Source organism: Paraburkholderia tropica (assembly GCF_914484835.1).
In the GTDB taxonomy this organism is placed as follows: domain Bacteria; phylum Pseudomonadota; class Gammaproteobacteria; order Burkholderiales; family Burkholderiaceae; genus Paraburkholderia; species Paraburkholderia tropica_A.
Genome location: NZ_CAJZAR010000080.1, coordinates 1 through 26,178 on the forward strand (window position 1 = coordinate 1; position 26,178 = coordinate 26,178).

Genomic DNA, 26,178 nt, shown 5'->3' on the forward strand with positions numbered 1-26,178 from the left:
GGGTTCTGGCGTTTGGGCGCGTGAAATCTACGAATTGGCAAGTTCCAGGCACGATGTTGCACTGCACACTATCATCGTCATACGAACGTTGAATGTGCATGTCGATATCGACTGCGGAGAGAGGCAATATGGCCGACTTGCTGCTTGGAAACGTAGAAGAAAACGTCCCCGACGAAGAGATCAACGCGTTTTTGCAGAAGTACGGATTCCCGTCCTTCGATCAGATTCAACGCGTGACGGGCACCGGTACGCATCCGGCAGCGCTGCTGCACTACGCGAGTGCAAGCGAGGAAATACTGCGCACACTGCAACCTCGCGTGCATCACATCTTCTGGAATAACCGCACCATCACCGCGCAAATCATCCCTGCGCGCGAAGCCGATTGAATCGCCGCTGATTTCCATGCACCCGATAATGCGCCCGACGCAACGCCGGGCGCAATCAATCGACGCTATCCCACCAGCGAAGTGTTGTACGTCGTCCCGCCGATTACGACGTTGTTCAGCGTAATCGCATTCACGTTGTTCACGTAAATCACCCCGGCATTTGTCGCCGATGTGGTGCCGCTGCAGACCGGCGTGCCGAGATTGCAATTCGTGATCGTCACCCCGCTGATCGGCAGCACGGTCGGCGCAGGCGCCGGGCCGTTGTAGTCGGCGGCAACCGGCCCTTGCGCGACGATCGCCTGAAAGCACGAAGCCGTTGTGCCGCCCGATGTCACGTTGCTGGCCGTCACGTTAGAGATATTGATGTTCTTCACGACAGGCGGACTGATGCGCACCGCGTCACCGGCGGGACTGTAATCGCAATCGAACGTGATCAGGCCGCCTTGCGAGGCAGCCGGATTCGATCCCGCCGAACTTGTCGTGCCGACCGGCACCGAAGCGGTAATCGGACTGCCCGCAATCATATTGTTCGCGCCATAACCCTTGCCGACGAGCGTCACGCCATTAGGCAAGGTCACGCCGTCAATCCACACGTCCTGCACCGCACCGCCGCGATTCATATTCGTCTTGATGCGAATCGCAATATTCAACGGATTCGTCGCCCAATTCTCGTTGAGCATATTCAGATTGCGCGCGTAAATATTCTGGACGCCTGCGCTCATTTCGCTGCCGAGCGTGAGGCCGCCATGACCGCTATTCATCGTGCAATTCTGAATCACGTGATATTGCGCCGGGCCATATTCGATATCCAGCGCCTTGCCGGACTTGATCGCAATGCAGTCGTCGCCGGTATTGAAGGTCACGCCATCGGCGAGCACGTAACTGCACGCATCGGGATCGAAACCATCGTTGTTCGGGCCGATACTGTCCGCGAATACGCCCTGAATCACCACGTTCTTGCAATCGGTCGGATGGTGCTGCCAGAACGGCGTGTTCTGCGTATGGTAGTTCTGCATCAGCACGTTGGTGCAGCCGATGAATTCGACCATGCAAGGGCGCAGGTAATGACCGTTGCCGAATACGCGCTGCGTGACGGCCACGCCCAGTTCGGCGAGCGCCGGCAAATAGTTCTGATCCTGCGCCCACGCGGTGCCGGTATCGAGCAGCGGCAGCAGGGTGGCGGCCTCGGGATTCGTCATCGCCGAGCTGCTCAACGTGGTGAGCGCGGCATTGTTCGGGTTCACATAGGCTTGCGATGGCGTCGATGAACTCGCGCAGCCATACGCGCCGTTCGTGCCTTTGAAGGTCCACCAGCAGAACGACGGCGTGACGCCGTTCGCCTGCGCCGGCGTCATCGACTGACCATTGAGAATCGAGCTGTCGCCTTCGCCCGTGAGCCCGATGTTCTGCTGCTGATACGCGTAAATGGGCGAGCCGAAATTCAGGCAATCGTTGGCTTGCCAGCGCGTCCAGTACAGATTGCCGTTGGCCGTCGCATGCGGCCCGTCCACGGCGTAATCGGCGGGATTCGGGCTGAAATAGATCGTGCAGTTCGCGCTCAGGTGAAAGTTCACATTGCTAAGCAGTACGATCGGTCCGCCGCAATACCAGTTGCCCGCCGGCACGACCACGCGTCCGCCGCCCGCTGCGTTGGCCGCCACGATCGCCCGGTTGAACGCCGTGCGCGAATCGTACGCCGTGCCCGTTAGCGATGACGACACCATCTGGTCGGCGCCCGGACTCGTCGGCGAAGCCGTCTGCCCGAGCCAGGGAATCGCGGGGCTCCACGCCGTCGCGGCCACGACCTGCGTGGTGAGCGCTTGCGCGCCGTAACTCGTCACCACGTAATCGGTGGATGGGAACATCGACAGCGCGACGTGCTGTACCGCGTCGATGATCTGCTGGGCCGCGCCGCCTGCGCCCCAGATCGGATCGACGGAGGCGGCGGTGCCCGCGCTCGAACTGCTCGCGGCGGTCGTCGAGCCGCCGCAGCCGGGCAGGGTGCCGAGCAGGCTCGCGCCCGCCGTGGCGCCCGCGAAGGCCATGAAGCTGCGGCGGGCTGGAGAGGCCGGTGCGCCGGATGCGCGCGCCGGGGCGAGGCCGTTGTCGTTGTTCTGCGTTGGCATGGGTAACGCCTCCTGTTTTTGTCTCGCTAGTGGACTTAGGTGTCTTCTCGTTGTGCTTGAGCGCGACTCCGACGACGCTGAGGTCGCGGATTCGAGCAGGAATTGTTGTTAGACAAGACGTAAAGTGTCAAGCAACTATGTCCAGGTAGTGACCCTGATCCCCGGTTTTATGCCATGTTGATTGACGACCTTGCGTGTAACAAGTTTGAAAGAGAGATCGCGAGCGAGGTGCGCGCACGGTGTGGCGCATCCGGGCAATAAGGCGGCGCGTGCGCCATCATCGGTGTGTTGAATTTCGAATCGCTAATGACGTACATCACAGCGAAGTCGAAATGAATTAATCGATGACTTTCCGTGTTTATTAAATCTGATAAGCAATATGCATAATCGATATTGTCAAAAAATCACAAATTCGACATGCTTTTAAAACAGCTTTCAGTTAATATTCGGCCAGCTGCATAAAGCCGTTCGTGAAAAATGTGGAGGCATCCGGCGATTAATTCCCGTCGGCGTGAGTCGCGCAGCGGTGCAGGACAAGACCCATATTCAATTTCAGGGCGATCGATCCCATGAAGTTCACGCGCAAAAGGGCCGCCATCACGGCCGCGGTGTTAATCGTTGCGCTGGTCGCCATTCAGGCGATCTGGCGGCCATTCGGCGGTAAAGGGGCGTTTCGTTCACACGAAGTCGCATTCGATATTCGATATCCCGACGCCATCATCGACAGCGTGGCGCTTTCCCGCCTGCCGCGCGACATGATTCGCGTGCCTTTGCTGCATAGCCTGCTTACGCGCGATTTCGTCGACTATTACGAATCGAATTCCACGCGCCTTTCCGCCGAAGGCGCTGTGCGCCGTCTCGCGTTCGAACACGATCTCGATTGGCGCGACGAAATCATCAAGCGCGTATTCGACGAACCGTCGCGCGTGCTGTTGTGGCGCTCGCCCGATGGCCGGCTCGGCTATTGGGTCATGACGATGCGCCGCAATGGCCTCGCGAAGCTGATGCAGGCAATGGCCAACGTCGCCGCGAGCGACACGCAGTTGAACCAGGCCGGCACGCTGTCCGGCGACGTGCCCGTCTACGCGCTCAAGCTCGCGGTCGGCCACACGCTGTTGTTCGCGGCGAAAGGCGACCGCCTGGTTGTCATGTCCGAGCCGGGCATCCTGCTCGACGCCGACGGCAAGGCGATCGGCGAACGCGCGAAGGCGCTCGCGCAGATGCTCGACGACGGCGGCGCGGACGCACTGCGGAGCTATCGCCTGGAAAACGCGTCGCCCGAGGTGAGCGGCCATCGCGTGATCGTTTCGGTGAACTATCTCTCGTTCGGTTATCAGGCCTTTTTCTCGGGCATCAACGCGCTGCGCTTCGATTTCGCCGCCTCGCACGCGTCGGGCAGCAACGCCGCGAGCGACACGAACACCCAAGCCAGCACCGACGCAACCGACGCAAGCGGCGCATGGAGCACGGCCGCGCTGATCGATCCCGCGCATCTGCCGCAGCACTGGAACAGCGCCGATATCTGGCGCGCGTTGCCCGCGAACGCGGCGGCCTGCGCGAGCCTGCCGGTCGACTGGAACGATGCCGCCGACCTGCTCGGCAAGCTCGGCGACGCTGAACAGGGCGCGTCGAAGATCCTGCGCGAGCAGTTCGCGGGACCGGCGGGCGTGTGCTGGTACGCGAAGTCGACGCTCGTCGCGCCTGTCTTCGTCGCGCGCCTCAAACCCGAGGCCACGCAGGACGCCACGCAACTCGCGGCGCTCAAGGGCGCGCTCGCGAGCGTGTTCGGCGACGCGATCGGCGCCTACGAAGCGAAGGCCGGCGATGAAGCGGGCTATCGCCGCCTGCCGGTGCAATCGCGCGACGTATCGGCTGGCGTCACGCTCTGGACGCGCGCCGTGAGCGCGCGCTCCGGCACGGCGCAAAGCGCGGGCTCGCCGTACGCGGCGCAGCTTTCCGCGCCGCGCTACTTCCCGGTGACGCTCGCGCTCGCGCACGGCTACGTGGTGTTCTCGCCCGATGCGCGCCTCGTCGACGACACGCTCGCCGTGCTCGACAAGCGCTATCCCGCGATCGCCGATACGCTCGCGCCGCAGCGTCTCTCGACCACGATGATGTCGGTGACGCCGTCCGCCGCCGCCGCGCTCGTCGAGCGCGAGTCGGGCCGCGCGCTGCCGGCCGATCAGGAAGCGATCTTCCGCAACGCCGCGCGCACGCATTTGCTGCCGAAGCTGCACGCGGTCGCGAGCTATCCGCCGCTCGCGCTGAGCTTGCCCGATTCGCTGCCGTCCTCGCTGGGCTGGGTGCCGGTCGAATGGCACTTCGAGCCGCGCGCGAGCGCCGGGCCGCGCGGCGACGCGGCGGCGGGGCGTCCGCTCGGCGCCGCGCAGAACGACGACGCCGACGCGGACAACGCAGCCGCAACCGATCAACCGGCGCAGCCCGGCACGAGCGGCGAATGACGATGCGCCGCGAGTTCCTTCTGCGCTGCGCGTCGGCGGGTGCGATGCTCGCGAGCGCCGCGCTCGCGCAGCCCGCGTACGCGCTCATGCCGACCCAGGCCGCGCCCGACCCCGACGCGCTCACGCCCGAGCAATCCACCGTATTCCGCGCGTGGTTCGTGCGCATCGTCGATCAGCAGATGCGCAGCGGGCCCACGCCGCGCTGGACGCAACGCGACTGCGCGGGACTCGTGCGCTTCGCGGCCATGGAGGCGCTGCGCGAACACGACGCGCGCTGGCTCAAGGCCAACGGCATGAACAGCGCAGCCGATGCGAGCCGCCTGCCGCCCGAGTTGCAACTGAACGCGCAGCAACGCGCGCTCGCGAACCGCTGGACGCGCATCGACGGCAGCGTGGGCGCGTATGCCTCGGCCATCGCGCTCGTGCAGCGCAACAGCCGCTTCGTCTCGCGCGACGTCAACCAGGCGCTGCCGGGCGACTTGCTGTTCTTCGATCAAGGCGACGACCAGCATCTGATGATCTGGCTCGATCGCTACATCGCTTATCACACGGGCACCGTTACGCCGACCGACAGTGGTCTGCGCGCCGTGGCCGTTTCCGATCTGATGCAATGGAAAGATTCCCGCTGGCAGCCGTTCGACGGCAATCCGAATTTCGTCGGTGTGTTTCGTTTCGCGTTTCTGACGCCATGAGTGCCGCCATGCAACGTCTGCTCGCCCGCCCTGTGTTTTCCCCATTTTTCGCGCGCATTTCCGGTGCGAAACCCGGCGCACGATTCGCGTCACTGTTCGCTTTGCTCGCCGTGTGTGTCGGCATGAGCGCGACGCCCGCCTGGGCCGACGACAGTGACAGCGCGAACGCCGCGCAACAGAACATCGACGCGAATCCCACGCTCGGCGCGCCCACGTCCAGCGGCTACGACAGTCAGGTCGTGCGCGGCCAGCCGTTCTTCCTGCTCTCCGATGCGAGCTACGGCAGCAATCAGCTTGCGCAGGTGCGGCTGGAAGCGCCGGGCCGCGAATTCCAGTCGGAACTCGAAGCCTATGGCGGCGCGGATGTCGTCGTCTACAAGGTGCCGAAGCCGCTCGAATTCCTCAAGGCGCAGAAGAATTTGCATCGCCTGAACATCAAGCCGAACTATCAGGGCGAAGGGCTCGCGAACACGCTCGCGTATCTTTGGGATCGCTGGGTCAGCGACGCGCGCCGCGCGTGGCAGCGCGTGTTGTCGTTCGCGACGCGCACGAAGGTGACCGAGGCGAAGCCCGAGTTCAAGCTCGGCGAGCAGACCGGCGCGGCGACGCATTTCGAGCCGCAATCGCATTTCGCGCCGCTGCGCGGCTACGATCTGGTCACGCGTTTTCGCTATCCGATCTGGAACGCCAAGACCATTCAGCCGCCCAAGGGCGTGAATCTCGCGGGGAGCAGCAGCAACTTCATCGAGGCGTCGTCGGGCAATGTGATGATTCCGGTCGGCAAGCTGCCGCCGGGTCTCTATCTCGTCGAGGCGATCATTGGCAATTACCGCGCGCATACGCTGCTGTTCGTGTCCGATACGGTCGCCGTGGTCAAGGCCGCGTCGAGCGGCATGCTCGTGTGGACCGCGCGCCGCGACAACGGCAAGCCCGTGGCGAATACCGATGTGAGCTGGACCGACGGCGTGGGCGTGCTGCAAAGCGGCGCGACGGGCGCTGACGGCGCGCTCGTGCTTCAGCACGTTTCGCCGGAGCGCAGCTACGTGATCGGCAGCGATCCGCAAGGCGGCGTGTTCGTATCGGAAAACTTCTACTACGACAGCGAGATCTACAACACCAAGATCTACGCGGTCACCGATCGTCCGCTCTATCGTCCCGGCGACGCGGTGCATGTGAAGTTCATCGGCCGCACGTTCCAGAGCGCGAATCAGTCGACGCCGGCCGCGCCCGCGCAACTCAAGCTCGATGTGCTCGATCCGAATGGCGCGCCCATCGCGACGCGCAGCGTGGATTTTGCCTCGGAAACGGGCGGCGAAACCACGTTCACGTTGCCGTCCGCGGCGCAAGGCGGCGGCTACACGCTGCGCTTCGACTACAACGGCGACAGCTACGGCGGCGCGTTCCGCGTGGCTGAATACGTGAAGCCGCACTTCGACGTGAACCTCACGATGGACAAGCCGGACTACGCGACCGGCGACACGCCCAAGGGTAAGATCTCGCTGCGTTATCCCGACGGCAAGCCGGTGAAGAACGGCAAGGTGTCGGTGACGCTGCGCGCGCAGAAAGTGGCGATCGTCGACGGCGAATTGCGCTACGCGGGTCTCTTTCCGGTGAAGCTCGAACAGCAGGAACTGGAAACCGATAGCGATGGCAACGTCACGCTCACGCTGCCCGCCGCGAAGGACCCGAGCCGTTATGCGCTCACGCTGTTCGCGCAGGATGGCGCTGCGTATCGCGTGCGCGTGACGCGCGAAGTGCTGATCGCACGCGGCGCGACGCCGTATCGTTTGACCACGGCGAAGTCGTTCTCGCAGCCGCACGAGCGCGTGACGTTCACGCTCGCGACGCTCGCGAATTCCAGCACGAATTCCAGCACGACTGGCAACGCGAACGCCAACGCTCCCGCGCACAAGCCCGCGAAGTGGGAATGGCTGCGCCTCGAATCGCAGACCAAGGCGGAGGGCACGCTGCCCGCCGCGAGCGCCGATGGCCGCGTGAATTTCCCGCTCGAATTCGCCGAGCCGGGCTCGTACATGCTCTCGGTGAAGGACGATGCGGGCAATCTGCTCGCGGCGTCGAGCCATTGGGTTGCGGGTGACGGCCTCAAGGCGATTCCTGGCAGCGTCGAGATCGTGTTCGATCGCGACCGCTATCGCATCGGCGACACGGCGGAGGCGCTCATCACGTTCCCCTATGCGGTGGACGATGCGCTGCTCACGCTCGAACGCGACAGCGTCGAAGCGCGCGCGCTGCTCTCGGCGGGTGCGGACTGGTTGAGCCTCACGCGCGTCGCGCCCACGCAATGGAAGGCGCGCATCAAGGTCGGTCCCGAGTTCGCGCCGAACATGACGTTCTCCGTGCTTTACGTGCACGACGGCGAATACGTGTTCCAGAACGCGGGCATCGTGGTCGCCAAGCCATCGATCGATCTCGCGGTGAAAAGCGACAAGCCGGTCTACGCGCCGGGCGAAACCGTCACGCTCGATCTCGGCAGCACGCTGGGCGGCAAGCCGCTGCCCGCGCATCTGACCGTGAGCGTGGTCGACGAAATGGTCTACGTGCTGCAACCGGAAATCGCGCCGGACATCGTCGACTTTTTCTATCACCCGCGCCGCAATAACGTGCGCACGACGTCGAGCCTTTCGTTCATCACCTACGACCTCGCGGTGTCGGCGATGCGCGGCGCGCCTGGCGGTCCGCAGCGCGGCCAGTACAACGAGCGCGGCGTGAAGGTGCTCGAACGTCCGCGTCGCGACGACATCGACACGGCCGCATGGCAAGGCGATCTGCAAACCGACGCGAACGGTCACGCGCGTATGACCTTCAAGATGCCCGACGCGCTCGCGCGCTGGCGCATCACCGTGCGCGCGATTGCCGCCGATGGCACCGTGGGCCAGCGCACCGCCTACGTGCGCTCCGATAAAGCGCTCTACCTGAAGTGGAGCGGCCCCGCGAGTTTCCGCAGCGGCGATCAGCCGGTGATCGACATGCTCGCGTTCAACCAGGGCAACGCGGATGTGGACGCGCAATGGACCGTGAACGGCGCGGGTCTCGCGATCGATCGCAAGGTCACGCTCAAGCCCGGCGCGAATTATCTGGCGCTGCCGCGCGCGACGCTCACGCCGGGTCTCGTCGATGCGAGCCTGAGCGTGAACGGCAAGCCCGTCGATCGTTTGCAGACCTCGGTGAATCTCGGTGCGCCCGGTTGGCTCGATCTGCGCGAGGTGCCCGTCACGCTCGACACGAATCCGAAGCCGCTCGCACTCGCGCCCGACGCGCAAGACGTGCGCGTGCGTCTCGTCTCGAACGGCACGAGCCAGTTCGCGCGCGTCGCCGACGACCTCATCGACTATCCGTACGGTTGCGCCGAGCAAACGTCGAGCCGCCTGATTCCGCTCGCGCTCGCACACGATGCGCTGGGCCGTGACGCCGATGCCGCGAGTCCGCAGAGCGCGACGCAAGGCATCGAAGCGCGGCTGCGCAATCAGCGTCAGCGTCTCGCGCAACTCGCAGGCATCAACGGCGCATTCGGCTGGTGGGGCGATACCACGGGCGGCAGCGCGTTCATCACGGCGTATGCGTATTACGCGGATTGGCTCGCGAGCCGCAGCGTCGGCATCACGCTGCCGGACAGCAACTGGCAGCACGCGCTCGACGTCTATCGCGACAACGGTGCGAAGGAGCCGCTGCTGCATCGCGCGCTCGCGCTCTGGCTGTTGCAGCAAATGGGCCAGCCGGTCGCGACGCCGGTCGCGGGCGTGGCGGGTCAGCTTGCGCAACAAGCCTCGTCGATGTTTGATCAGGATGCCAAACAATCGGAGAGCGCCGCTTATGCGCCGGAAGACAGCCTCGTGTTCGCCGCGCCGGATTCGGCGCGCGGCTTGCAGGCGGCCGTGGTGCTGACCGCTTACACCGCGCGCGTGACCAACGCGAGCCTGCCCGAAGGCTTCGACACGCTCGCGGCGCGCGCCCGCGCCTCGCTGATGGGCAATCCGACGCCGCTGATCCAGAGCCTGCTGGCGATGGCCGGCGACGCGGGCACGCCCGTCGACGCGAATGCCGTGCTTCTGCAAAGCAGCGCAACGTATCCGACTGTCGATCGCGCGCTCACGCTGCTGTGGCTGCGCAAGGCGATGGCCGGTTCGCGCACCGGCGACACGCAGCAGCCCTTGCCGACGCTGCAAGGCAGTGGCTGGACGCGCGCGGCCACGCCCACGGGCGCGAGCGTCTGGAAGTGGACGGGTGCCGCGCTGCCGGTCTCGCTCGATATCGGCGGCGCGCGGCCCGACGCGACGGCGCTGGTTTCGTATCGCAGCCGCGCGGCGCAGGCGAGCCGCTTGCCGGTGAAGCTCGAACGCACGCTGTATCGACTCGATCCGATCAAGCCGTCGACCGACGCGGGCAAGGAGGCGGGCCGCTTCACGTTCGCGGCGCATCGCGTGAAGTCCGGCGATGCGATCGACAGCAACGCGCTCTATGTCGACGAAGTCACGCTCACGCCGCAAGGCAACGGCGCGCTGCATTACGGCCTGCTCGACGTGCCGCTGCCGCCGGGCGGTTCGGTGGAAGCGACGAGCTGGGGTGTGAGCATCGACGGTCTGCCTGGCACGGGCGAGGGCGGCAGCGGTCCGCAGCCGTTCGCGCGCGCGGCGAGCTATGAAATGGGCGATCTCAGTTATCACCAGCCGGTGCCGTTGCTCGACAAACCGGTCGCGCTGCGCCAGCTCGTGCGCTTCGCGTTGCCGGGCACGTTCACGCTGCCGCCCGCGCGCTATTTCCGCATGTATCAGCCCGAGCAGAAGGCGTACGAAGGCGGGCGCAGCGACCGTATGGTCACGCTGCGCATCGAGTGAGGCGTGAGGTGAAAGCGCGCATCGTCGGCTGGGGCGCGGCACTCGCGCTCGCGCTGGCGGCCTGGGGGCCGCAAGCGGCGCTGGCCGCGAACGCAGCGAAGCCTGTCGGCGCAGTGAGCGCCGCAGACAACCATGCGGTCGCGCCCGCATCGGCGCTGCGCTTCGCCTGGCTGCGCGACGGCGCGGACGCGCGTCTGTGGACGCTCGCCGCTGGCAGCGACACCGCCGCGCAAGGCCCCGGCGAGCCGCTGCCCGCCACGCTCGAGACGCCGCTCGGCAGCGTCTGGAAGCTGTTCGTCTACGCGTACCTCGTCGACCGCCAGATCGCCGCGCCCGATTACCAGTGCGACGGCCACGACCGCGAAGAGGTCTACTGCTGCATGACGGGCGGCCACATCGACCGCGATCACGCGCTCGTGCAATCGTGCGGCCTGTTCTTCGAACCGCATCGTCTCGAACTCGATCCGGCGGGCTGGCGCCAGTACTGGCGCGCACGCAAGGCGCCCGCGTGGCTGCTCGATCTCTATGCGCTGCGGCCCGAACGCCGCGTGCGCGTGAGCGAACTGCTCGCGGCGCTCCAAAGCGTGCCTGCGCGGGCGCGCGACGACACCGCGAACACGCTGGTCTCGGTCGTCACGAGCGGGCGCGGCGAAGGCACGGTTTCGCTCTACGGCAGCCAGCTGCGCGCGAAGACCTGGACGATGCCCGATCCGTCGAATCCGGGCGGCTACGAGGGCGGCGCGGCGGGCTGGCTCGCGGACGGCACGCCGGTCTGGCTCGGCGGGCGCGGTGGCAGCGTGCGCGTGCTCGCCGCCGCCGCGCCGCGCATCGCGCCGCTGATCGCGCAAAGCGCCGTGCCGGACGACCGCGCGTGTGTGGTCGTCGATATGTTCTCCCGGTACCCGATACGAAATGTGTTCGACACGCGCGCAGGCGGACGTCCCGTGCAAGCCGGACTGCTCGACGGCACCTATAGCGTGAGCTTCGAAAACGGCAACGCGTTGCCCATCGAAAGCCACGGCGAACTGCTGCTCGATCGCGACGAAGCCGGCAAGCCGCGCATTGTCGGGCGCTTCGGCATGAACGACTACGTGGCGCGCGTGGTGGAGCGCGAAGGCGATACGGCCGAGCCGCAGGCGGCGCGCGCGCTGGCTGTGGCCGCGCGCAGCTATCTCGTGCAGCATGCGGGCCGCGATCGCGGCTGTTACCGCATCGACGACAGCAGCCGCACGCAACGCGTGTTGCCACGCGTGCCGCGCGCCGCGTCGCGCAACGCCGCCGATTTCACCGACGGTCTCGTGCTCGCGGGCGTGCCCGTGCAGTTCCATCACGACAAGGCCGCGCCCGGGCAGATGAGCTGGCTCGATGCGCGCGCGGCGGCGCAGCGCGGCCTGAGCTTCGACGCGATTCTCGCGCGCACCTGGCCTGAAGCCACGCTCACGTCGTTCGCGAGTCCGCTCGCGGGCGACTGCGAGCCGGTGATCGGCGCGCGCGACTGGCTGCGCCGCGAAACGCCAAAATGGGATCAACGTCTCGCGGGCGAAGCGGGCTATGAGGAACCGGAAATTCCTGCGGTATGCGAAGTAATTTCTGGGAAGCCCTATGCCGATGCGGGCCGCAATCGCGTCTATATCCGCCGCCTGCGTTCCGACGACGACCGCATCGCGCTCGCGCACGAATATCTGCATCTCGCGTTCGCGCATCATCCGCGCGGGCAGGACGAAGCGTTCATCGAGCAGACCGCGCGCAAGCTGATACTCACAGGAAGTTGAATGACGACGACACCGTTCGCGCAACCTCAACCGTTTGCCGCCGCCACGCCGCGCAGCACGTGGATGCGTGCGCTCGTGCTGGCCTGCATCGCATGCTGCGCGCTCGCGGCCACGCACGCGCACGCCGACGAAACCGGCACGCTCGCGCGTCTCACCGGCGCGTTCAACGGCTGGCGTCACAGCGGCCTCACGAACGAAGGCGAGCAGTATGTGGCGGCCTATCCGCGTCCGCCTGTCGATCGCGGCGCGCAGCGCTTTCGCACCTTGATCGAAGGGCAGTTGAAGCATGTCGATCCGCATGCGCGCCGTCCGCCCACGCTGGTCGTGAACGGCAATCCCACGCCGCTTTATACCGACGAGCAAGGCTTTTTCGCGCGGCCCTGGGCATTCGGCGCGGGCTCGAACAGCATCGAAATCATTTCCGCCGATGGCACGAAGCATCAGCGCATGCAGTTCTACGAAGCGGATCGCAACAAGCCGCAAGCGAAGCTGCGCGCGATCGTGACGTGGGACGATCCGCATGCGCAGGTTGATCTGCATGTGATCACGCCGGACGGTCTGCACGCGTTCTTCGCGAATCCCACGCTGGAAGATGGCAGCGGCTTCGACGTGGATTCCGTCGATGGCGCGGGGCCGGGCATTTTTTCGTCGGCGGCGCCCGAGCACGGCACCTGGCTTTTCTTCCTCAATTACTGGGGCAATTTCGATTCGACGGGCTATAACTTCGATCCGGGCGCGCACGATCGCGACGTGATCACCGCCACGCTCACGCTCGTCTTCAACGAGAACACGCCGAACGAGCGCCGCGAAACGCGCGTGGTGCCGCTGCGCAAGATCGGCGACCTCGTGCTCGTGAAAAGCGAGCGGCTGTGAGGCCTGCATGACGAGACGGCATCCATGATCGACACGACTGAACAGCGAACTCACATGATTCCGAACCGGCTTTATCGTGGTCTTTTGCGCGGCGGCCGAGCGCTCTCCGCGCTCGCGCTATGCGCGGCCGCTTGCGCCGCGCAGGCCGACACCATCGACTTCAGTGCGCCGCTGAACGGCTGGCGCAATTCGGCTGGCGACGAGGCGCGCTACACGCAGGACGTGCACTATCCGGCGGTGGGCGTGAGCACGCCGGAAGGGCAGTCGGTCAACGCGCTGATCGCGGGGCATATCAAGGCCGCGCCGAAGACGAAGCCGGGCACGTCGGTCGGCACGCTCGTCGTGAACGGTACGCCGATGCCGCAACGCATCGAAGAAGACGGCCGTTTCTCGCGGCCGTTCGCGTTCGGCGCGGGCAGCAATAGCGTGGAATTGCGCAGCGCGGACGGCACGAAAAAGCGCGTGCAGTTCTACGACGCCTACGCGGGCAAGACGCATGCGCGTCTGCGCATCGTGCTCGCGTGGGACACCGATGGCACCGACCTCGACCTGCATGTGGTGTCGCCCGACGGCGTGCATACGTTCTACGCGGATCGCGTCGCGCCGAACGGTGGCGCGCTCGACGTCGACGTGACGACGGGTTATGGCCCGGAAATCTATTCGAGCGCCGCGCCGCTGCATGGCACGTATCTGGTCTATGTGAATTACTACGGCAGCGGCAACAGCGGCAGCGACATGACGGTTGCGCAGATCACGATCATCACCGACGAAGACACGCCGAACGAAAAGTGTGAAACGATTCGCGTGCCGATGCGCAAGGCGGGCGAGCTTACGCTCGTTAAGCGTTTTGTGATGCCGTAATGCGATGCCGTGATGCGATGCCGTGAGTCAGCGCCAGGACTCACGGCGGGTTTCATCGTCGATAAAATCAGTTCGGAGCGCTGAATAAATCGTTGAGCTGATTGCCGGGCGCTGCGTCGATGAAACCATCGAAGCGTCCTTCGAGCAGCGTTTGCGTGGCACGCATGAAGCCGCCCCACGCCGAGCGCGCCAGTGCGCCGCCCACGCTCACGCGGCGCACGCCCATCGCCGCCAGATCCTTCAGCGTGAATTCCGATACCGATCCCACCAGCACGTTCACGGGCTTCGGCGCGACCGCCGTCACGATCGCCACGATCTCTTCGCGCGTGCGGATGCCGGGCGCGTAGAGGCAATCGGCGCCCGCTTCCGCATAGGCCTTCAGACGCGCGATCGTATCGTGCAGGTCGCGCTCGCCCGTAAGGAAATTTTCCGCACGGCCCACCAGCAGCGTGTCGCCGCCACGTTCGTCGATGGCGCGGCGCGCGGCGCGAATGCGTTCGACCGCCACGTCGATGGCGAACAGCGGTGCCGCGGGATCGCCAGACGCATCCTCGATGGAAAGGCCCGCGACGCCCGCATCGACGGCGAGGCCCACGCTTTGCGCCACGCCGGCCGCGTCGGCGCCGAAGCCGTTCTCGAAGTCCGCGTTGATCGGCAAGTCCGTGGCGGCGACCATCTCGCGCAGATGCGCGATCACGGCGTCGCGCGTCAGCGAGTTGTCGGCGTGCGCGCGCGACCACGCGAAGCCCGAGCTCGTGGTGGCCAGCGCCTTGAAGCCGACGCTTTCCAGATAGCGGGCGCTGCCCGGGTTCCACGGATTGGGCAGCAGAAAGCAGCCGGATTCGTGCAGGGCGCGGAAGGCGGCGCGCTTGTCCGCGACGCTGCGGGGAGAAGAAGGCATGACGTGTCTCCAGGTTTGGGCGCGCTGTCACAGTGTGCGTCAGCGGCAAAAAAAGAAACGCAACAGCAACATGAAAGCGGACATTCGAAGCGGCCCTCGAAGTCGACCTCGAAGCCGACCGCGCCGCTGCCGCTATCATATGCGCTGTTTTCTTCCAGCCCAGTCCGACGATGGCCAAAACGCCCGCCTCGAAATCCACGCCGCCGCGCATGTCTGACGTCGCTCAACTCGCGGGCGTGTCGAAGATGACGGTTTCCCGCGTGCTGGCCGGGCGCAGCGCCTCGGAGGCCACGCGGGCACGCGTCCAGCGCGCCATCGACGAACTCGGTTATGTCGCCGATGCAGCGGCGGGCGCGCTCTCTTCGGGGCGCTCGTCGTTCGTGGCGGTGCTGGTGCCGTCGCTGTCCAGTTCGAACTTCTCCGATACCGTGAGCGGCCTGACCGCCGTGCTCGAACCGCGCGGCCTCGAATTGCTGATCGGCGACACCGATTATTCGTTCGAACGCGAGGAGCGCCTCGTGCGCCAGATGCTGCGCCACCAGCCGCGTTGCATCGCGCTCACCGGTTCGCAGCACACGGAGGCGACGCGCACGCTGTTGCAGCGCTCGGGCGTGCCCGTGGTCGAAATGTGGGATCTGCCCGCCGAGCCGATCGACATGTCGGTGGGTTTTTCCAACGTCGCCGCCGCGCGCGAGATGGTGCGCTATCTCGCGGACAAGGGGCATCGGCGCATCGGTTTTCTGGGCGGCGCGAGCGAACTCGACCGGCGCGGTCTCGATCGCCTGAAGGGCTATCAGATGGAGCTGAAGGCGCTCGGGCTCGGCGAGCCGCGCGCGGTGCGCCTCGGCGACTCGCCGATCACGATGAGTCACGGCGGCCCGGCGATGGCCGAACTGCTCGAACGCTGGCCCGACACGCAGGCCGTCATGTGCGTGAGCGACATGTCGGCGTTCGGCGCGATCATGGAGTGCCAGCGGCGCGGCCTGCGCGTGCCGGAGGATATCGCCGTGGCCGGCTTCGGCAATTTCGAAATCGCGAGCTGCTGCCATCCGGCCATCACCACGGTTTCCGTCGACGCCTACGGCATCGGCCGCCGCACCGGCGAAGCGATGCTGGGCGCGCTTGCCGCCGAGGAAAGCGAGCACACCGGCGCGCGCCGCGTCGTGAAAACGCGCATCCACTACGCCGTCGTGCCGCGCGACAGCGCCTGATCTTGCGTCACGTCTTCATGCCGTAATTGCCCTGGCTGCATCGCGCCGTGGCACCGTGCTACCATTGAAATGTTATCGGTAACACAGCATCAGAAAAACGACCGTGCGCTGTGTGCCGTCCGCACTCAATGGAGACAGACATCATGGCTCAGCCGCATCCGCGCCGCCTGCGCAGTCAGGAGTGGTTCGACGATCCTTCGCACGCGGACATGACCGCGCTCTACGTCGAGCGCTTCATGAATTACGGTCTCACGCGCGAGGAATTGCAGTCGGGCCGGCCGATCATCGGCATCGCGCAGACCGGCAGCGATCTCGCGCCGTGCAACCGTCATCACATCGCGCTGGCCGAACGCGTGAAGGCGGGCATTCGCGACGCGGGCGGCATTCCGATGGAGTTTCCCGTGCATCCGCTCGCGGAGCAGAGCCGCCGTCCCACCGCCGCGCTCGACCGCAATCTCGCGTATCTCGGGCTCGTTGAAATCCTGCATGGTTTTCCGCTCGACGGCGTGGTGCTCACGACCGGTTGCGACAAGACCACGCCCGCGTGCCTGATGGCGGCGGCCACGGTCGATCTGCCCGCCATCGTGCTCTCGGGCGGACCGATGCTCGACGGCTGGTACGAAGGCAAGCGCGTGGGCTCGGGCACGGTGATCTGGCACGCACGCAATCTGCTGGCGACGGGCGAAATCGATTACGAAGGATTCATGGCGCTCACCACGGCGTCGTCGCCGTCGATCGGCCACTGCAACACGATGGGCACCGCGCTGTCGATGAACTGTCTCGCCGAAGCGCTCGGCATGTCGCTGCCCGGTTGCGCGAGCATTCCCGCCGCGTATCGCGAGCGCGGGCAGATGGCGTACAGCACCGGCAAGCGCATCGTCGATCTCGTGCGCTACGACGTGCGGCCTTCGAAGATCATGACGCGCGAAGCGTTCGAAAACGCGATTGTCGTGGCGTCGGCGCTGGGTGCATCGACGAATTGCCCGCCGCATCTGATCGCGATTGCGCGTCACATGGGCATCGATCTCACGCTCGAAGACTGGCAGCGTTTTGGCGAGCAGGTGCCGCTGATCGCGAACACCATGCCGGCGGGCGAATACCTAGGCGAGAGTTTCCACCGCGCGGGCGGCGTGCCGACCGTGCTGCGCGAACTCGATCGCGCGGGGCTGCTGCACGGCGATTGCCAGACGGTGTCGGGGCGCACGATCGGCGATATCGCGGACGGCGCGGTTGCCGCCGATCGCGACGTGATCCATACGTGCGAAGCGCCGCTCAAGCATGGTGCGGGCTTTATCGTGCTCTCGGGCAACTTCTTCGACAGCGCGATCATGAAGATGTCCGTGGTCGGCGAGGCATTCCGGCAGACCTATCTAAGCGAGCCGGGCGCGGAAAATGCGTTCGAGGCGCGCGCGATCGTGTTCGACGGACCCGAGGATTATCGGGCGCGTATCAACGATCCGTCGCTTGCGATCGACGAGCGTTGCATGCTCGTGATTCGCGGCTGCGGCACCGTGGGTTATCCGGGCAGCGCGGAAGTCGTGAACATGGCGCCGCCCGCCGAACTCGTGAAGCGCGGCGTGACCTCATTGCCTTGCATGGGCGACGGGCGGCAGAGCGGCACGTCGGCGAGTCCGTCGATACTGAATATGTCGCCGGAAGCGGCGGTGGGCGGCGGGCTCGCGCTGCTGCGCACGAACGACCGCATCAAGGTCGATCTGAATGCACGTCGCGTAGAACTCCTGATCGATTCGCAGGAACTCGAAAGCCGCCGCGCCGCCGCCGAATTCCACGCGCCGCCTTCGCAAACGCCGTGGCAGGAGTTGTATCGGCAGACGGTCGGTCAGCTTTCGACGGGCGGTTGCCTCGAACCAGCCACCTTGTATTTGCGCGTGATCGCGGAGCGCGGCGAACCGCGTCATTCGCACTGACGCGTCCGCGTGGGCGGTGAAGTCCCGGCGTTCAGAGCGATTTGCCGATGCGATGCGCCATCTCGACGATGGCGATCGCCATGCGTTTTTCGCGGCGCGCGTCGAGGCGTTCGAGCGGCAGGCTCGTGCTGACCGCCACGCGTTTGCCGAGCACCGTCACGCCGACGAATGCGGCGAAGCAGGAGAGGCCCGCCGTGACCTCCTCGCGCTCCTGCGCGAGTCCCGAGCGGCGGACCGCTGCGAGCGCTTGCAGCAGATCCTGGCGCCGCGTGACGGTGTGGCTCGTGACCGCGGCAAGCTGCTTCGGCAATAGATCGATTACTTCGTCATCCGAAAGACTGGCGAGCAAGGCTTTGCCGAGCGCGCAGCAATGCGCGGGCAGCCGCGAACCCAGATCGGACACGAGCCGCACGGGGCGCGACGCGTCCTCGCGCGCGATATAGACCACCTCCGCGCCGTCGAGCACGGCGAGTTGCACCACTTCGTTGTGCGTGGCCACGAAGGTCGCGGCTTCGCGCCGGAACACTTCCTGCAACTGGTCGTGACGCACATACGCGCTGCCGAGTTCGAACAGTGTCACGCCGATGATGTAGCCGTCCGCGCGCTTCTCGATCCAGCGACGGCGTTCGAGCGAATCGAGCATCAAATACAGCGTGCTGCGCGACAGGCCGGTCTGCTCCGCGATGGCGGCCGCGCGCACGGGCGACGGCGCGTGCGCGAGCACGTCGAGGATGTCGTGAATGCGCTTGAGCGCGGGCACTTCGTAAGCTGACGTCATGGTCCGGTGGTTCGTGCATCCGTTCGTGTATCCAACAGGTTGGAAATACTAACATCCTGTTGGACATCGTTCACGCGCGATCCTACGATCGATGCTCCTCAACGACATTCTCGATACAGGTTGCCCGTCATGGCCCATTTGTCAGTTTCGGATTACCTTCCCGCCGATCTCGAACAGGCGCTGCTCGTCGGGCGCGTCTGGCGGCGCGACGGCGAACATGAAGGCCCGAGCGTAGTGGTCGTGCGCGACGGCCAGGTGTTCGACATCACGCGCACCGTGGCGACGACGGCGGACCTGTTCGACCGCGCGGATGCGGTCAAGATCGCGCGCACGGCGCCGGGCGCGTTGCTGGGCGACGTGAAGGATGTGCTCGCGGCCAGCCTGCCGGGCGCGCCGAACGCCGATGCGCGGCTGCTCGCGCCGTGCGACGTGCAGGCGATCAAGGCGTGCGGCGTGACCTTCGCGGTGAGCCTGATCGAACGCGTGATCGAGGAGCAGGCGGGCGGCGACCGCGCGAAAGCCGCCGACGTGCGCGCGACCATCATGGAGATGATCGGCGGCGATCTTTCGCAGATCGAGCCGGGTTCGGACGCGGCCATGCGATTGAAGGCCGAGTTGCAGCGGCGCGGCGCGTGGTCGCAATATCTGGAAGTCGGCATTGGCCCCGATGCCGAAGTCTTTTCCAAATCGCAGCCGATGTCGGCGGTGGGCTTTGGCGCGGATATCGGCTTGCTGCGCGCGTCGGTCTGGAACAACCCGGAACCGGAGATCGTGCTGGCGGTGAACGCGCATGGCGTGACCGTGGGCGCGACGCTCGGCAACGACGTGAATCTGCGCGACATCGAAGGCCGTTCGGCGCTGCTGCTCGGCAAGTGCAAGGACAATAACGCGTCGTGTGCGATCGGTCCGTTCGTGCGCCTGTTCGACGAGCATTTCACGCTCGATTCGGTGCGCGCGGCGAGCGTGGCGCTGCGCGTCGAGGGCAGCGACGACGGTTTCGTGCTCGACGGCGTGAGCCATATGAAAGAAATCAGCCGCGATCCGCAGCAACTCGTCGAGCAAACCTGCGGCAAGCATCATCAATATCCCGACGGCTTCATGCTGTTCCTCGGAACGATGTTCTCGCCGATTCAGGACCGCGATGCGCCGGGTTCGGGCTTCACGCATCATCTCGGCGACATCGTGACGATTTCCGCGCCGCAACTGGGCGCGCTCGTCAACACGGTGCAGCTCAGCGACGAGATCACGCCGTGGACCTTCGGCGTGCGCGCGCTCTATGCGAATCTCGCGGCGCGGGGCATCGCTCCGGCGAACTGATGTTTCATTCGGAAACACCCGCGCGCTTTCTTTCCGGGCAGTGATTCCTTGGTATCGTTGTGCGCGCGCCTGCGAAGGACACAGCAGGGCGCATCGAACACACAACGCATACGGGACGGCGGCGGCGTGCAGGTGCGCGCCGCCGCTTCGCCACAGGGAGTCGCGGACGATGAAGTTTTCGAATCTGGTCGAGCGGTTGCAGGGCCGGCGCACGTCGGCGTGGGAAATCCATCACGCCGCGCAACAGGCGGCGGGGCGCGGCGAGGACGTGATCATTCTGAGCGTCGGCGACCCCGATTTCGCGACGCCCGCGCCCATCGTCGAGCGCGCGGTGGCGGCGCTGCGCGAGGGCGACACGCATTACACCTCCATCATGGGCCGCGAGCCCTTGCGCGAAGCCATCGCGCGCATGCAGCGCGAGGCGGGCGCGCGCGAAGTGAGCGCGCAGAACGTGATCCTTTGCGCGGGCGCGCAGAACGGCTTGTTCGCCTCGTCGCTCTGTCTATGCGAAGCGGGCGACGAAGTGCTCGTGCCCGAGCCGATGTATCTGACTTACGAGGCCGCGATTCGCGCATCGGGCGCGACGCTCGTGCCGGTTCCCGTCGATCCCGACAGCGGCTTTCATCTCGATTGCGATGCGCTGGAAGCCGCGGTCACGCCGCGCACGCGCGCGATTTTCTTCGCCACGCCCTGCAATCCCACCGGCGCGGTGATGCCGCGCGAACATCTCGAACGCATCGCGCGGCTCGCGCAGCGCCACGATCTCTGGGTGGTCGCCGACGAGGTCTATGCCGATCTCACGTTCGAGCGCGAACACGTGAGCATCGCCACGCTCGACGGCATGGCGCAGCGCACCGTCACGCTCGGCAGTCTGTCGAAGTCGCATGCGATGCCGGGCTGGCGGCTCGGTTGGGTGATCGCGCCCGAAACGCTGATCGGCCATCTGGGCCGTCTCGCGCTTTGCATGTTCTACGGGCTGCCGGGCTTCATCCAGCAGGCGGCGCTCACGGCGCTGGAGGAGCGCGAGCACGTGGTCGCGGAAATGCGCGCGATTTACCGGCGCCGACGCGACCTCGTGTTTGCGCATTTGCGCGACGTGCCGGGCTTGCGCTGCCTGTTGCCCGAGGCGGGCATGTTCATGATGATCGACGTGCGCGGCACCGGCCTCGATGCGCACGCGTTCACGTGGCAGTTGTTCGAGGCGCAGAAGGTGTCGCTGCTTGATGCGAGCGCGTTCGGCGAAACGGCGAGCGGCTATGTGCGGCTCGGCTTCGTGGTCGATGATGCGCGGCTCGTCGAAGGCTGCGAGCGGATCGCGGCCTTCGCGCGCCAGTTGACGGCGACACGGCGCTAACGCGTTTCGAAATACAGGCGCGTCGGTTCGAAGAGGTTGGCGGGCAGCGTTTCGCGCGTGAACCACGCCCAGCGTGCACACTTCTCGGGTTCGGCCACGACCGGCGTGCCGTGTGCCTCGCCCTCGACGAACAGCGTGACGTGGCGCACGCGGTCCGCTTCGAGCCAGCCGCTCGCCCATTGCGCGGCGCGCGGCGCCAGCAAGGTGAGGCCGGTTTCCTCCAGCAGTTCGCGCGCGGCGGCGTCGAGCGGATCTTCGCCGGCTTCGACCTTGCCGCCGGGGAAGCCCCAGGTATCGAAACCCCAGCGGCTTCGCCGCAGTCCGAGCAGCCACGCGCCGTCGCGCTCGACGACGACACCGGCGCCGAGCACCGTGACGATCGGCGTATCCACGCAGGTGTCGTGCGTCATGGATTCAGGCCTGTGTCCTTGAATTAGCGATTGCCGTCGAGCAGATCGTTCAGCAGTTCGTCGAACGCCGCCTGGGCGTCTTCGAGCTCTTGCAGCGCCGCGTCGAATGCCGTCAAGGCGAATTGCGACGGACGGCCTTCGCCCTGCGGCGGAAACTGCGTCTGCAAGGCGTTGAAGGCCGTCTTCACGCGCTGGGTGGCGGTTAGCACGCGGTCCATCGCGGCGGATTCTTCGGCTCGCGCCTGTTCTGGGTTCATCGATAGCTCCGGTTTGAAAAAGAAAGTGGGGCGTTCACGGCAGCGGCAAACTGCCCTCGGACTTCACCTCGCGCAGCGACAGCGCCGATTCGACCGAGGTCACGCCCGGCAACGAACGCAATTCGTCGCGCATGAAGGTGCCGTAGTCGTCGAGGTCGCGCGCGACGATCATCAAAATATAGTCCGCCGTGCCGGCGACGTTGTGGCACGACAGTATCCGCTCGATCGCGCAGACTTCGCGCTCGAAACGGTCTGCGAGCGCGCGATCGTGCACGGCGAAACGCACCGAGACATAGGCGACCACGCCGTAGCCGAGCGCGCGGCGCGAGAGCATCGCCCGATAGCGCTCGATATAGCCGTCCTGCTCAAGCCGCTTGAGGCGGCGCGCACAGGGCGTCTCGCTCAAGCCGACGGTTTCGGCGAGCCGCGCGTTCGGCATTCTGCCGTCCGTTTGCAGCGCGCCGAGGATCGCGCGGTCCAGTTTGTCGAGGTCGCTCATGACGGGAGGTGGTTTCCAGTTATGGATGAGTAGATTTTAGGGCAATCTGCTCACTCATATGGGATTTCTCGACGATTACGCCAGAAATCACTCCATCGTTGGCGGCATCATAGAGCCTCTTTCACGCGAGGCCATCATGATTTCCGCCCATTTGCTGCTCATGTTCATTGCCGCCCTGATCGTGGTCTGCGCGCTGCCCGGCGCGGATATGGCGCTCGTGATGCAGACCAGCATGAGCCGGGGCGTGCGCCGGGGTTTTTCGGCGGCTTGCGGGCTCGGCCTCGCGCGCGCCACACACGTGACGCTGTCCGCCTGCGGTCTCGCGGCGCTGCTGCGCAACGCGCCGTGGCTCTACGAAGGGGTGCGTTATGCGGGCGCGCTGTATCTCACGTATATCGCGGTGCAGATTTTCCGCGCGCCGGTGTTCGCGCTGCCGGACGAGGCCGGCGCGGCGGCGGCGCGGCCGTTGCGCGCCGACTTCCTCAAGGGCTTGCTGACCAACCTGCTCAATCCGAAGGCGCTGCTGTTCTGCTCGGTGCTGCTGCCGCAGTTCATCCGCCCGGAGGCGGGCTCCGTCTCGCTGCAGGTGCTCGAACTGGGCGTCGTGCTCGTGATCGTGTGCGCGATCTTCGACGTGATCTATGCGCTGGGCGCGGCGCGCATCGCCGTGTTGCTGCGCAAGCATCCGCTCGCGCAAACCGTGCAGAAGTGGGCCTTTTCCTCGGCCCTGATCGGTTTCGCGGTGCGGCTCTCGCTCGACTGAACGACTGATGCGCGCCGGCGGCGGAGGCTCGCGTTAGCGGCTGCCGAGATAGTCCAGCTTGCCCAGCTCGACACCGTTGTGACGCAGGATGTCGTACGCGGTCGTCACGTGGAAGAAGAAGTTGGGCAGCACGAAGCTGAGCAGATAGCTCAGGCCCGTGAACTCGATCGGGCCCGAACGCATCTTCAGCGTGATGGTCTTTTCCTCGTTGCCGTCGACCTGCTCGGGCGTGAAGGTGTTCAGGTAGTCGATGGTCTTCTGGATGCGCGCGTGCAATTCGTCGAAGGTGACTTCCACGTCTTCGAACTTCGGCGCTTCCACACCCGCGAGACGCGCGGCGCAACCCTTCGCCGTGTCGGTGGCGATATGGATCTGGCGCAGCAGCGGCAGCATGTCGGGGAACAGTCGCGCGCCGGTGAACACCGTGGGATCGATCTGCTTCTCCGCTGCGTGCGCCTGCGCCTTGCCGATGATGTTTTGCAGGTTGGCGAGGCCGCGCGTGAGCACGGGCACCGAAGCTTGATACAGGGTGATGGACATGGGGATTCCTCGTTTCTTCGCGTTATGGCGATGCTGTGTATGGCTCAGTTGCTTTGCTTCGACGATGGCCGCCGGCTCCGGGCCGAAGCCAGCGAGCGAGTCATTATGCGCCATCGGGTATGACGCTGCCATCGGCCGAACGGCCGATCTTGCGCGATGACCGTCAAGGGATGAAAGTGATGCGTGGCGCGACGTGAACAGTGGGGGAGGGCATGCGCGGGTCTGTCAGCATCGGCTTGTTATTGGTTGGCAATGCGAAGTAAAAATCGCCTTTGAATCCGAAGGCTTGGCGCAATCTCGCCGTGCGTGACGGATTTTGCCGGGACAAGATGGCGGGCGTCTAATGCGAATCGGCGAAATATTGGGACTCGCCGGTTTTCTATCGTTCGTAAAAAAGCTTGTGGTGCGGTTTCACCACGCAAAAATTCGAATGTGTTTTAATTAGACGGCATTGACCATCCAATGCGCATCTTACGGCAGCGTACGATGCGCTGAACCATGAACGCAGAATTGGCAGACATATCTCGCGCCGTGCGTCGCATGGCAACAGGCGGCGCCCATTGTGCGCGCGCGCGACGTTCGCGCAACTGGACACGCACGCTGCACGGCATGGTGCTGGCGGCCGCCGCGGGCAGCCTGCTCGGCAGCGCGCCCGCGAGGGCGCAAGACCCGCGTCTGCTCGACGTGCGGGTCACACAGGATTCCGTCTCCGAGACGATCTGCCGGGCCGGTTACGCCGACAGCGTCGCGCCGCCCTTCGACGAGGCGATGGCGCTCAAGACCCGTCTGCTCACGGCGCGCGGCATTGACGCCGAGGACGGCGTGACGTACGCGCTCGACCGGCGCGTGCCGATCCTGCTGGGCGGTTCGCCGGACGCCACCGCCAATTTCGATTTGCTGCCCTGGGGCGGTCACGCGGGCGAGCGCCGCAAGTCCTTGCTCACGGTGCGCCTCAAGCGCTGTGTCTGCGCGGGTCGCATTACGCTGTCCGAGGCGCAGGCCGCCATCGCGGGCAACTGGTCGCATCAGTACGATCAACTCACGCGCATGCAGTGCGGCACCGACGGCGGCGACACCACCTCCGCGAGCCGCGACGACGAGCCCTGACCCTGTCCCCGCGTTCCTTCGCTGATCTTCGTCAAGCCGCGCGAATCCGCGCCCGCATGGGCACGGCCATTGCGTCGTTGCGTCTGACAGCGTGGCCGTGTGTCGCTCGACAAAATGACGCAGCGCACACGCCGCCAAATGGGACTATCCTGACTGTGATCAATAAAAGGAGAAAGCAAAATGTTTGCGTCCAGCCTGCTGCTGCTTGCCGTTGCGGCCCTGCTTGGTCAGGCGGTTTGGACTCGCGCCAAGGCTCGTCCGAGCCTGCAACCTGTGCGCGTTCGCGCGGATCGTCCGCGCCGCCCCTGGTAAGCCGTTATGCACCTGACCGTCTGGAATGTGCCCGAGACCTGTAGCGAACAGGAAGTGCGCGATTTTTTCGAGCGCGAACTCGGGCATTACGCCAAGAGCGTCACGGTGTACGACGTCGGCACGCCTAACGCGCATGCCGATCTCGAACTCGATTCCGAAGTGCCGTATGTCGGCGAAACGGTCGCGCGCGAACTACAGAGCCGCCGGCTCGCCGGCGTCGCGCTGCGCGTGAGCGCCGCGCCCTTCGAGAGCGAGGACGAAGACGAGCGCCGCCGTCAGGCCGCATCGTGGCGCCCATAGCGCCATATCCGCTCATCGTTCTGTATGTCCGCACAACGTCGCCGTTCGGCGACGTTTTCGTTTGTGTCGTTCCGCGCTGCGCGAACGCTATGCCGCAGCCGCGGCGGCACGCCTCCTTTGTCTGGTGTAATGGCGAACGAACCTGACGCGGCACCGAAATTGCGGGGCCGTGCCAGTTCATCCATTTCAGACAAAACGCATAACGTGCCGGGTTCTCGATGAAAGTCCTTTTGTCGCGCTGCGTGACGGCGCGCATGAACGCGGGTGTCCGGGGGGATGCCGCGAAGTTGGGCGGTCTTACGCGCCGCGCGCTTTGTCTCGCCGCTTGTGCGGCCTTGACGACGGCGAACGCCTGGGCGGCTGGTCCCGTCGCGGCGTCGGGGGGGCGCGTGACGTCGGGGGCGGTTCAGGCCGCGCCTGCTACTGCGCCTGCTACTGCGCCCGTCACCGGCTCCAAGTCCGCGCCCGCCGCCGCG

The 26,178-nt window shown here is 65.7% G+C and carries 21 protein-coding genes; 14 read left to right on the forward strand and 7 right to left on the reverse strand.

Annotated features, from left to right (window positions below):
- The first annotated feature begins 128 nt into the window (after positions 1-128).
- Positions 129-386, forward strand: a complete 258-nt coding sequence (locus LDO54_RS30940; protein ID WP_224015240.1) for an RNA-binding protein — start codon at positions 129-131, stop codon at positions 384-386.
- 65 nt (positions 387-451) lie between these two features.
- Here the strand turns inward: LDO54_RS30940 and LDO54_RS30945 are convergent, their stop codons facing one another.
- A complete protein-coding gene (locus LDO54_RS30945; RefSeq protein ID WP_224015242.1) occupies positions 452-2,512 on the reverse strand; it encodes a glycoside hydrolase family 28 protein in 2,061 nt (686 codons plus the stop codon).
- 569 nt (positions 2,513-3,081) lie between these two features.
- On the opposite strand from LDO54_RS30945, the gene LDO54_RS30950 reads away from it, so the two are divergent.
- From LDO54_RS30950 to LDO54_RS30975, 6 genes are all read left to right on the forward strand, one after another.
- Positions 3,082-4,974, forward strand: a complete 1,893-nt coding sequence (locus LDO54_RS30950) for a DUF2138 family protein (protein WP_224015244.1) — start codon at positions 3,082-3,084, stop codon at positions 4,972-4,974.
- Between the two features lie 44 nt (positions 4,975-5,018).
- Complete coding sequence (locus tag LDO54_RS30955) at positions 5,019-5,666, forward strand: DUF1175 domain-containing protein (RefSeq protein ID WP_436975734.1); 648 nt, start codon at positions 5,019-5,021, stop codon at positions 5,664-5,666.
- A 122-nt stretch (positions 5,667-5,788) separates the two neighbouring features.
- The gene (locus LDO54_RS30960; RefSeq protein WP_224015246.1) at positions 5,789-10,519 is read left to right on the forward strand and encodes an alpha-2-macroglobulin family protein; all 4,731 of its coding nucleotides are present in this window, start codon (positions 5,789-5,791) and stop codon (positions 10,517-10,519) included.
- A gap of 8 nt (positions 10,520-10,527) precedes the next feature.
- Positions 10,528-12,291, forward strand: a complete 1,764-nt coding sequence (locus tag LDO54_RS30965; protein ID WP_436975731.1) for a DUF2300 domain-containing protein — start codon at positions 10,528-10,530, stop codon at positions 12,289-12,291.
- 63 nt (positions 12,292-12,354) lie between these two features.
- Entirely contained in the window at positions 12,355-13,164 is an 810-nt protein-coding gene (locus LDO54_RS30970; protein WP_436975735.1) for a YfaP family protein, read from the forward strand.
- Between the two features lie 54 nt (positions 13,165-13,218).
- Positions 13,219-14,025, forward strand: coding sequence for a YfaP family protein (locus LDO54_RS30975; protein ID WP_224015278.1), 807 nt, complete (start codon positions 13,219-13,221; stop codon positions 14,023-14,025).
- 67 nt (positions 14,026-14,092) lie between these two features.
- Here LDO54_RS30975 and LDO54_RS30980 read toward each other — a convergent pair whose 3' ends face one another.
- On the reverse strand, positions 14,093-14,926 hold the full coding sequence (locus tag LDO54_RS30980; protein WP_224015250.1) for an isocitrate lyase/PEP mutase family protein: 834 nt from the start codon (positions 14,924-14,926) through the stop codon (positions 14,093-14,095).
- A gap of 209 nt (positions 14,927-15,135) precedes the next feature.
- On the opposite strand from LDO54_RS30980, the gene LDO54_RS30985 reads away from it, so the two are divergent.
- Entirely contained in the window at positions 15,136-16,137 is a 1,002-nt protein-coding gene (locus LDO54_RS30985; RefSeq protein WP_224015252.1) for a LacI family DNA-binding transcriptional regulator, read from the forward strand.
- 143 nt (positions 16,138-16,280) lie between these two features.
- Entirely contained in the window at positions 16,281-18,065 is a 1,785-nt protein-coding gene (locus LDO54_RS30990) for an IlvD/Edd family dehydratase (protein WP_224015254.1), read from the forward strand.
- A gap of 31 nt (positions 18,066-18,096) precedes the next feature.
- Here LDO54_RS30990 and LDO54_RS30995 read toward each other — a convergent pair whose 3' ends face one another.
- A complete protein-coding gene (locus tag LDO54_RS30995) occupies positions 18,097-18,843 on the reverse strand; it encodes an IclR family transcriptional regulator (protein WP_224015256.1) in 747 nt (248 codons plus the stop codon).
- Between the two features lie 129 nt (positions 18,844-18,972).
- On the opposite strand from LDO54_RS30995, the gene LDO54_RS31000 reads away from it, so the two are divergent.
- Together LDO54_RS31000 and LDO54_RS31005 are read left to right on the forward strand one after the other, a co-directional pair.
- The gene (locus tag LDO54_RS31000; RefSeq protein WP_224015258.1) at positions 18,973-20,160 is read left to right on the forward strand and encodes a fumarylacetoacetate hydrolase family protein; all 1,188 of its coding nucleotides are present in this window, start codon (positions 18,973-18,975) and stop codon (positions 20,158-20,160) included.
- Between the two features lie 169 nt (positions 20,161-20,329).
- Entirely contained in the window at positions 20,330-21,514 is a 1,185-nt protein-coding gene (locus LDO54_RS31005; RefSeq protein ID WP_224015260.1) for a pyridoxal phosphate-dependent aminotransferase, read from the forward strand.
- Here LDO54_RS31005 and LDO54_RS31010 read toward each other — a convergent pair.
- Genes LDO54_RS31010 through LDO54_RS31020 form a run of 3 tightly spaced genes read right to left on the reverse strand, consistent with a single transcriptional unit; the run spans position 21,511 to position 22,680 of the window.
- Complete coding sequence (locus tag LDO54_RS31010) at positions 21,511-21,924, reverse strand: NUDIX domain-containing protein (RefSeq protein WP_224015262.1); 414 nt, start codon at positions 21,922-21,924, stop codon at positions 21,511-21,513. The two genes, LDO54_RS31005 and LDO54_RS31010, sit on opposite strands and share 4 nt — an antisense overlap.
- A 23-nt stretch (positions 21,925-21,947) precedes the next feature.
- On the reverse strand, positions 21,948-22,181 hold the full coding sequence (locus LDO54_RS31015; protein WP_224015264.1) for a hypothetical protein: 234 nt from the start codon (positions 22,179-22,181) through the stop codon (positions 21,948-21,950).
- A gap of 34 nt (positions 22,182-22,215) precedes the next feature.
- Entirely contained in the window at positions 22,216-22,680 is a 465-nt protein-coding gene (locus LDO54_RS31020; RefSeq protein ID WP_224015266.1) for an Lrp/AsnC family transcriptional regulator, read from the reverse strand.
- A gap of 136 nt (positions 22,681-22,816) precedes the next feature.
- Here LDO54_RS31020 and LDO54_RS31025 point away from each other — a divergent pair, with 136 nt between their 5' ends.
- Complete coding sequence (locus LDO54_RS31025; RefSeq protein ID WP_224015268.1) at positions 22,817-23,443, forward strand: LysE family translocator; 627 nt, start codon at positions 22,817-22,819, stop codon at positions 23,441-23,443.
- Positions 23,444-23,476: 33 nt separating this feature from the next.
- Here LDO54_RS31025 and LDO54_RS31030 read toward each other — a convergent pair whose 3' ends face one another.
- Positions 23,477-23,983, reverse strand: coding sequence for a DUF1993 domain-containing protein (locus LDO54_RS31030; protein ID WP_224015270.1), 507 nt, complete (start codon positions 23,981-23,983; stop codon positions 23,477-23,479).
- Between the two features lie 498 nt (positions 23,984-24,481).
- Here LDO54_RS31030 and LDO54_RS31035 point away from each other — a divergent pair, with 498 nt between their 5' ends.
- Positions 24,482-25,090: a hypothetical protein gene (locus LDO54_RS31035; RefSeq protein ID WP_436975733.1), complete on the forward strand. Its 609-nt coding sequence runs from the start codon at positions 24,482-24,484 to the stop codon at positions 25,088-25,090.
- 318 nt (positions 25,091-25,408) lie between these two features.
- Positions 25,409-25,702, forward strand: a complete 294-nt coding sequence (locus LDO54_RS31040) for an RNA-binding protein (RefSeq protein ID WP_224015272.1) — start codon at positions 25,409-25,411, stop codon at positions 25,700-25,702.
- Positions 25,703-26,178: the final 476 nt, after the last annotated feature.

What these genes read in the sequence shown, in the direction of transcription:
- LDO54_RS31025 (WP_224015268.1), top strand. Translation starts at nt 22,817, where the DNA reads ATGATTTCCGCCCATTTGCTGCTCATGTTCATTGCCGCCCTGATCGTG.
- LDO54_RS31010 (WP_224015262.1), bottom strand. Translation starts at nt 21,924, where the DNA reads ATGACGCACGACACCTGCGTGGATACGCCGATCGTCACGGTGCTCGGC.
- LDO54_RS31020 (WP_224015266.1), bottom strand. Translation starts at nt 22,680, where the DNA reads ATGAGCGACCTCGACAAACTGGACCGCGCGATCCTCGGCGCGCTGCAA.
- LDO54_RS30940 (WP_224015240.1), top strand. Translation starts at nt 129, where the DNA reads ATGGCCGACTTGCTGCTTGGAAACGTAGAAGAAAACGTCCCCGACGAA.
- LDO54_RS31035 (WP_436975733.1), top strand. Translation starts at nt 24,482, where the DNA reads ATGAACGCAGAATTGGCAGACATATCTCGCGCCGTGCGTCGCATGGCA.
- LDO54_RS30985 (WP_224015252.1), top strand. Translation starts at nt 15,136, where the DNA reads ATGTCTGACGTCGCTCAACTCGCGGGCGTGTCGAAGATGACGGTTTCC.
- LDO54_RS30945 (WP_224015242.1), bottom strand. Translation starts at nt 2,512, where the DNA reads ATGCCAACGCAGAACAACGACAACGGCCTCGCCCCGGCGCGCGCATCC.
- LDO54_RS30975 (WP_224015278.1), top strand. Translation starts at nt 13,219, where the DNA reads ATGATTCCGAACCGGCTTTATCGTGGTCTTTTGCGCGGCGGCCGAGCG.
- LDO54_RS30990 (WP_224015254.1), top strand. Translation starts at nt 16,281, where the DNA reads ATGGCTCAGCCGCATCCGCGCCGCCTGCGCAGTCAGGAGTGGTTCGAC.
- LDO54_RS31005 (WP_224015260.1), top strand. Translation starts at nt 20,330, where the DNA reads ATGAAGTTTTCGAATCTGGTCGAGCGGTTGCAGGGCCGGCGCACGTCG.
- LDO54_RS30970 (WP_436975735.1), top strand. Translation starts at nt 12,355, where the DNA reads ATGCGTGCGCTCGTGCTGGCCTGCATCGCATGCTGCGCGCTCGCGGCC.
- LDO54_RS30980 (WP_224015250.1), bottom strand. Translation starts at nt 14,926, where the DNA reads ATGCCTTCTTCTCCCCGCAGCGTCGCGGACAAGCGCGCCGCCTTCCGC.
- LDO54_RS30950 (WP_224015244.1), top strand. Translation starts at nt 3,082, where the DNA reads ATGAAGTTCACGCGCAAAAGGGCCGCCATCACGGCCGCGGTGTTAATC.
- LDO54_RS30955 (WP_436975734.1), top strand. Translation starts at nt 5,019, where the DNA reads ATGCTCGCGAGCGCCGCGCTCGCGCAGCCCGCGTACGCGCTCATGCCG.
- LDO54_RS31015 (WP_224015264.1), bottom strand. Translation starts at nt 22,181, where the DNA reads ATGAACCCAGAACAGGCGCGAGCCGAAGAATCCGCCGCGATGGACCGC.
- LDO54_RS30960 (WP_224015246.1), top strand. Translation starts at nt 5,789, where the DNA reads ATGAGCGCGACGCCCGCCTGGGCCGACGACAGTGACAGCGCGAACGCC.
- LDO54_RS31030 (WP_224015270.1), bottom strand. Translation starts at nt 23,983, where the DNA reads ATGTCCATCACCCTGTATCAAGCTTCGGTGCCCGTGCTCACGCGCGGC.
- LDO54_RS30995 (WP_224015256.1), bottom strand. Translation starts at nt 18,843, where the DNA reads ATGACGTCAGCTTACGAAGTGCCCGCGCTCAAGCGCATTCACGACATC.
- LDO54_RS31000 (WP_224015258.1), top strand. Translation starts at nt 18,973, where the DNA reads ATGGCCCATTTGTCAGTTTCGGATTACCTTCCCGCCGATCTCGAACAG.
- LDO54_RS31040 (WP_224015272.1), top strand. Translation starts at nt 25,409, where the DNA reads ATGCACCTGACCGTCTGGAATGTGCCCGAGACCTGTAGCGAACAGGAA.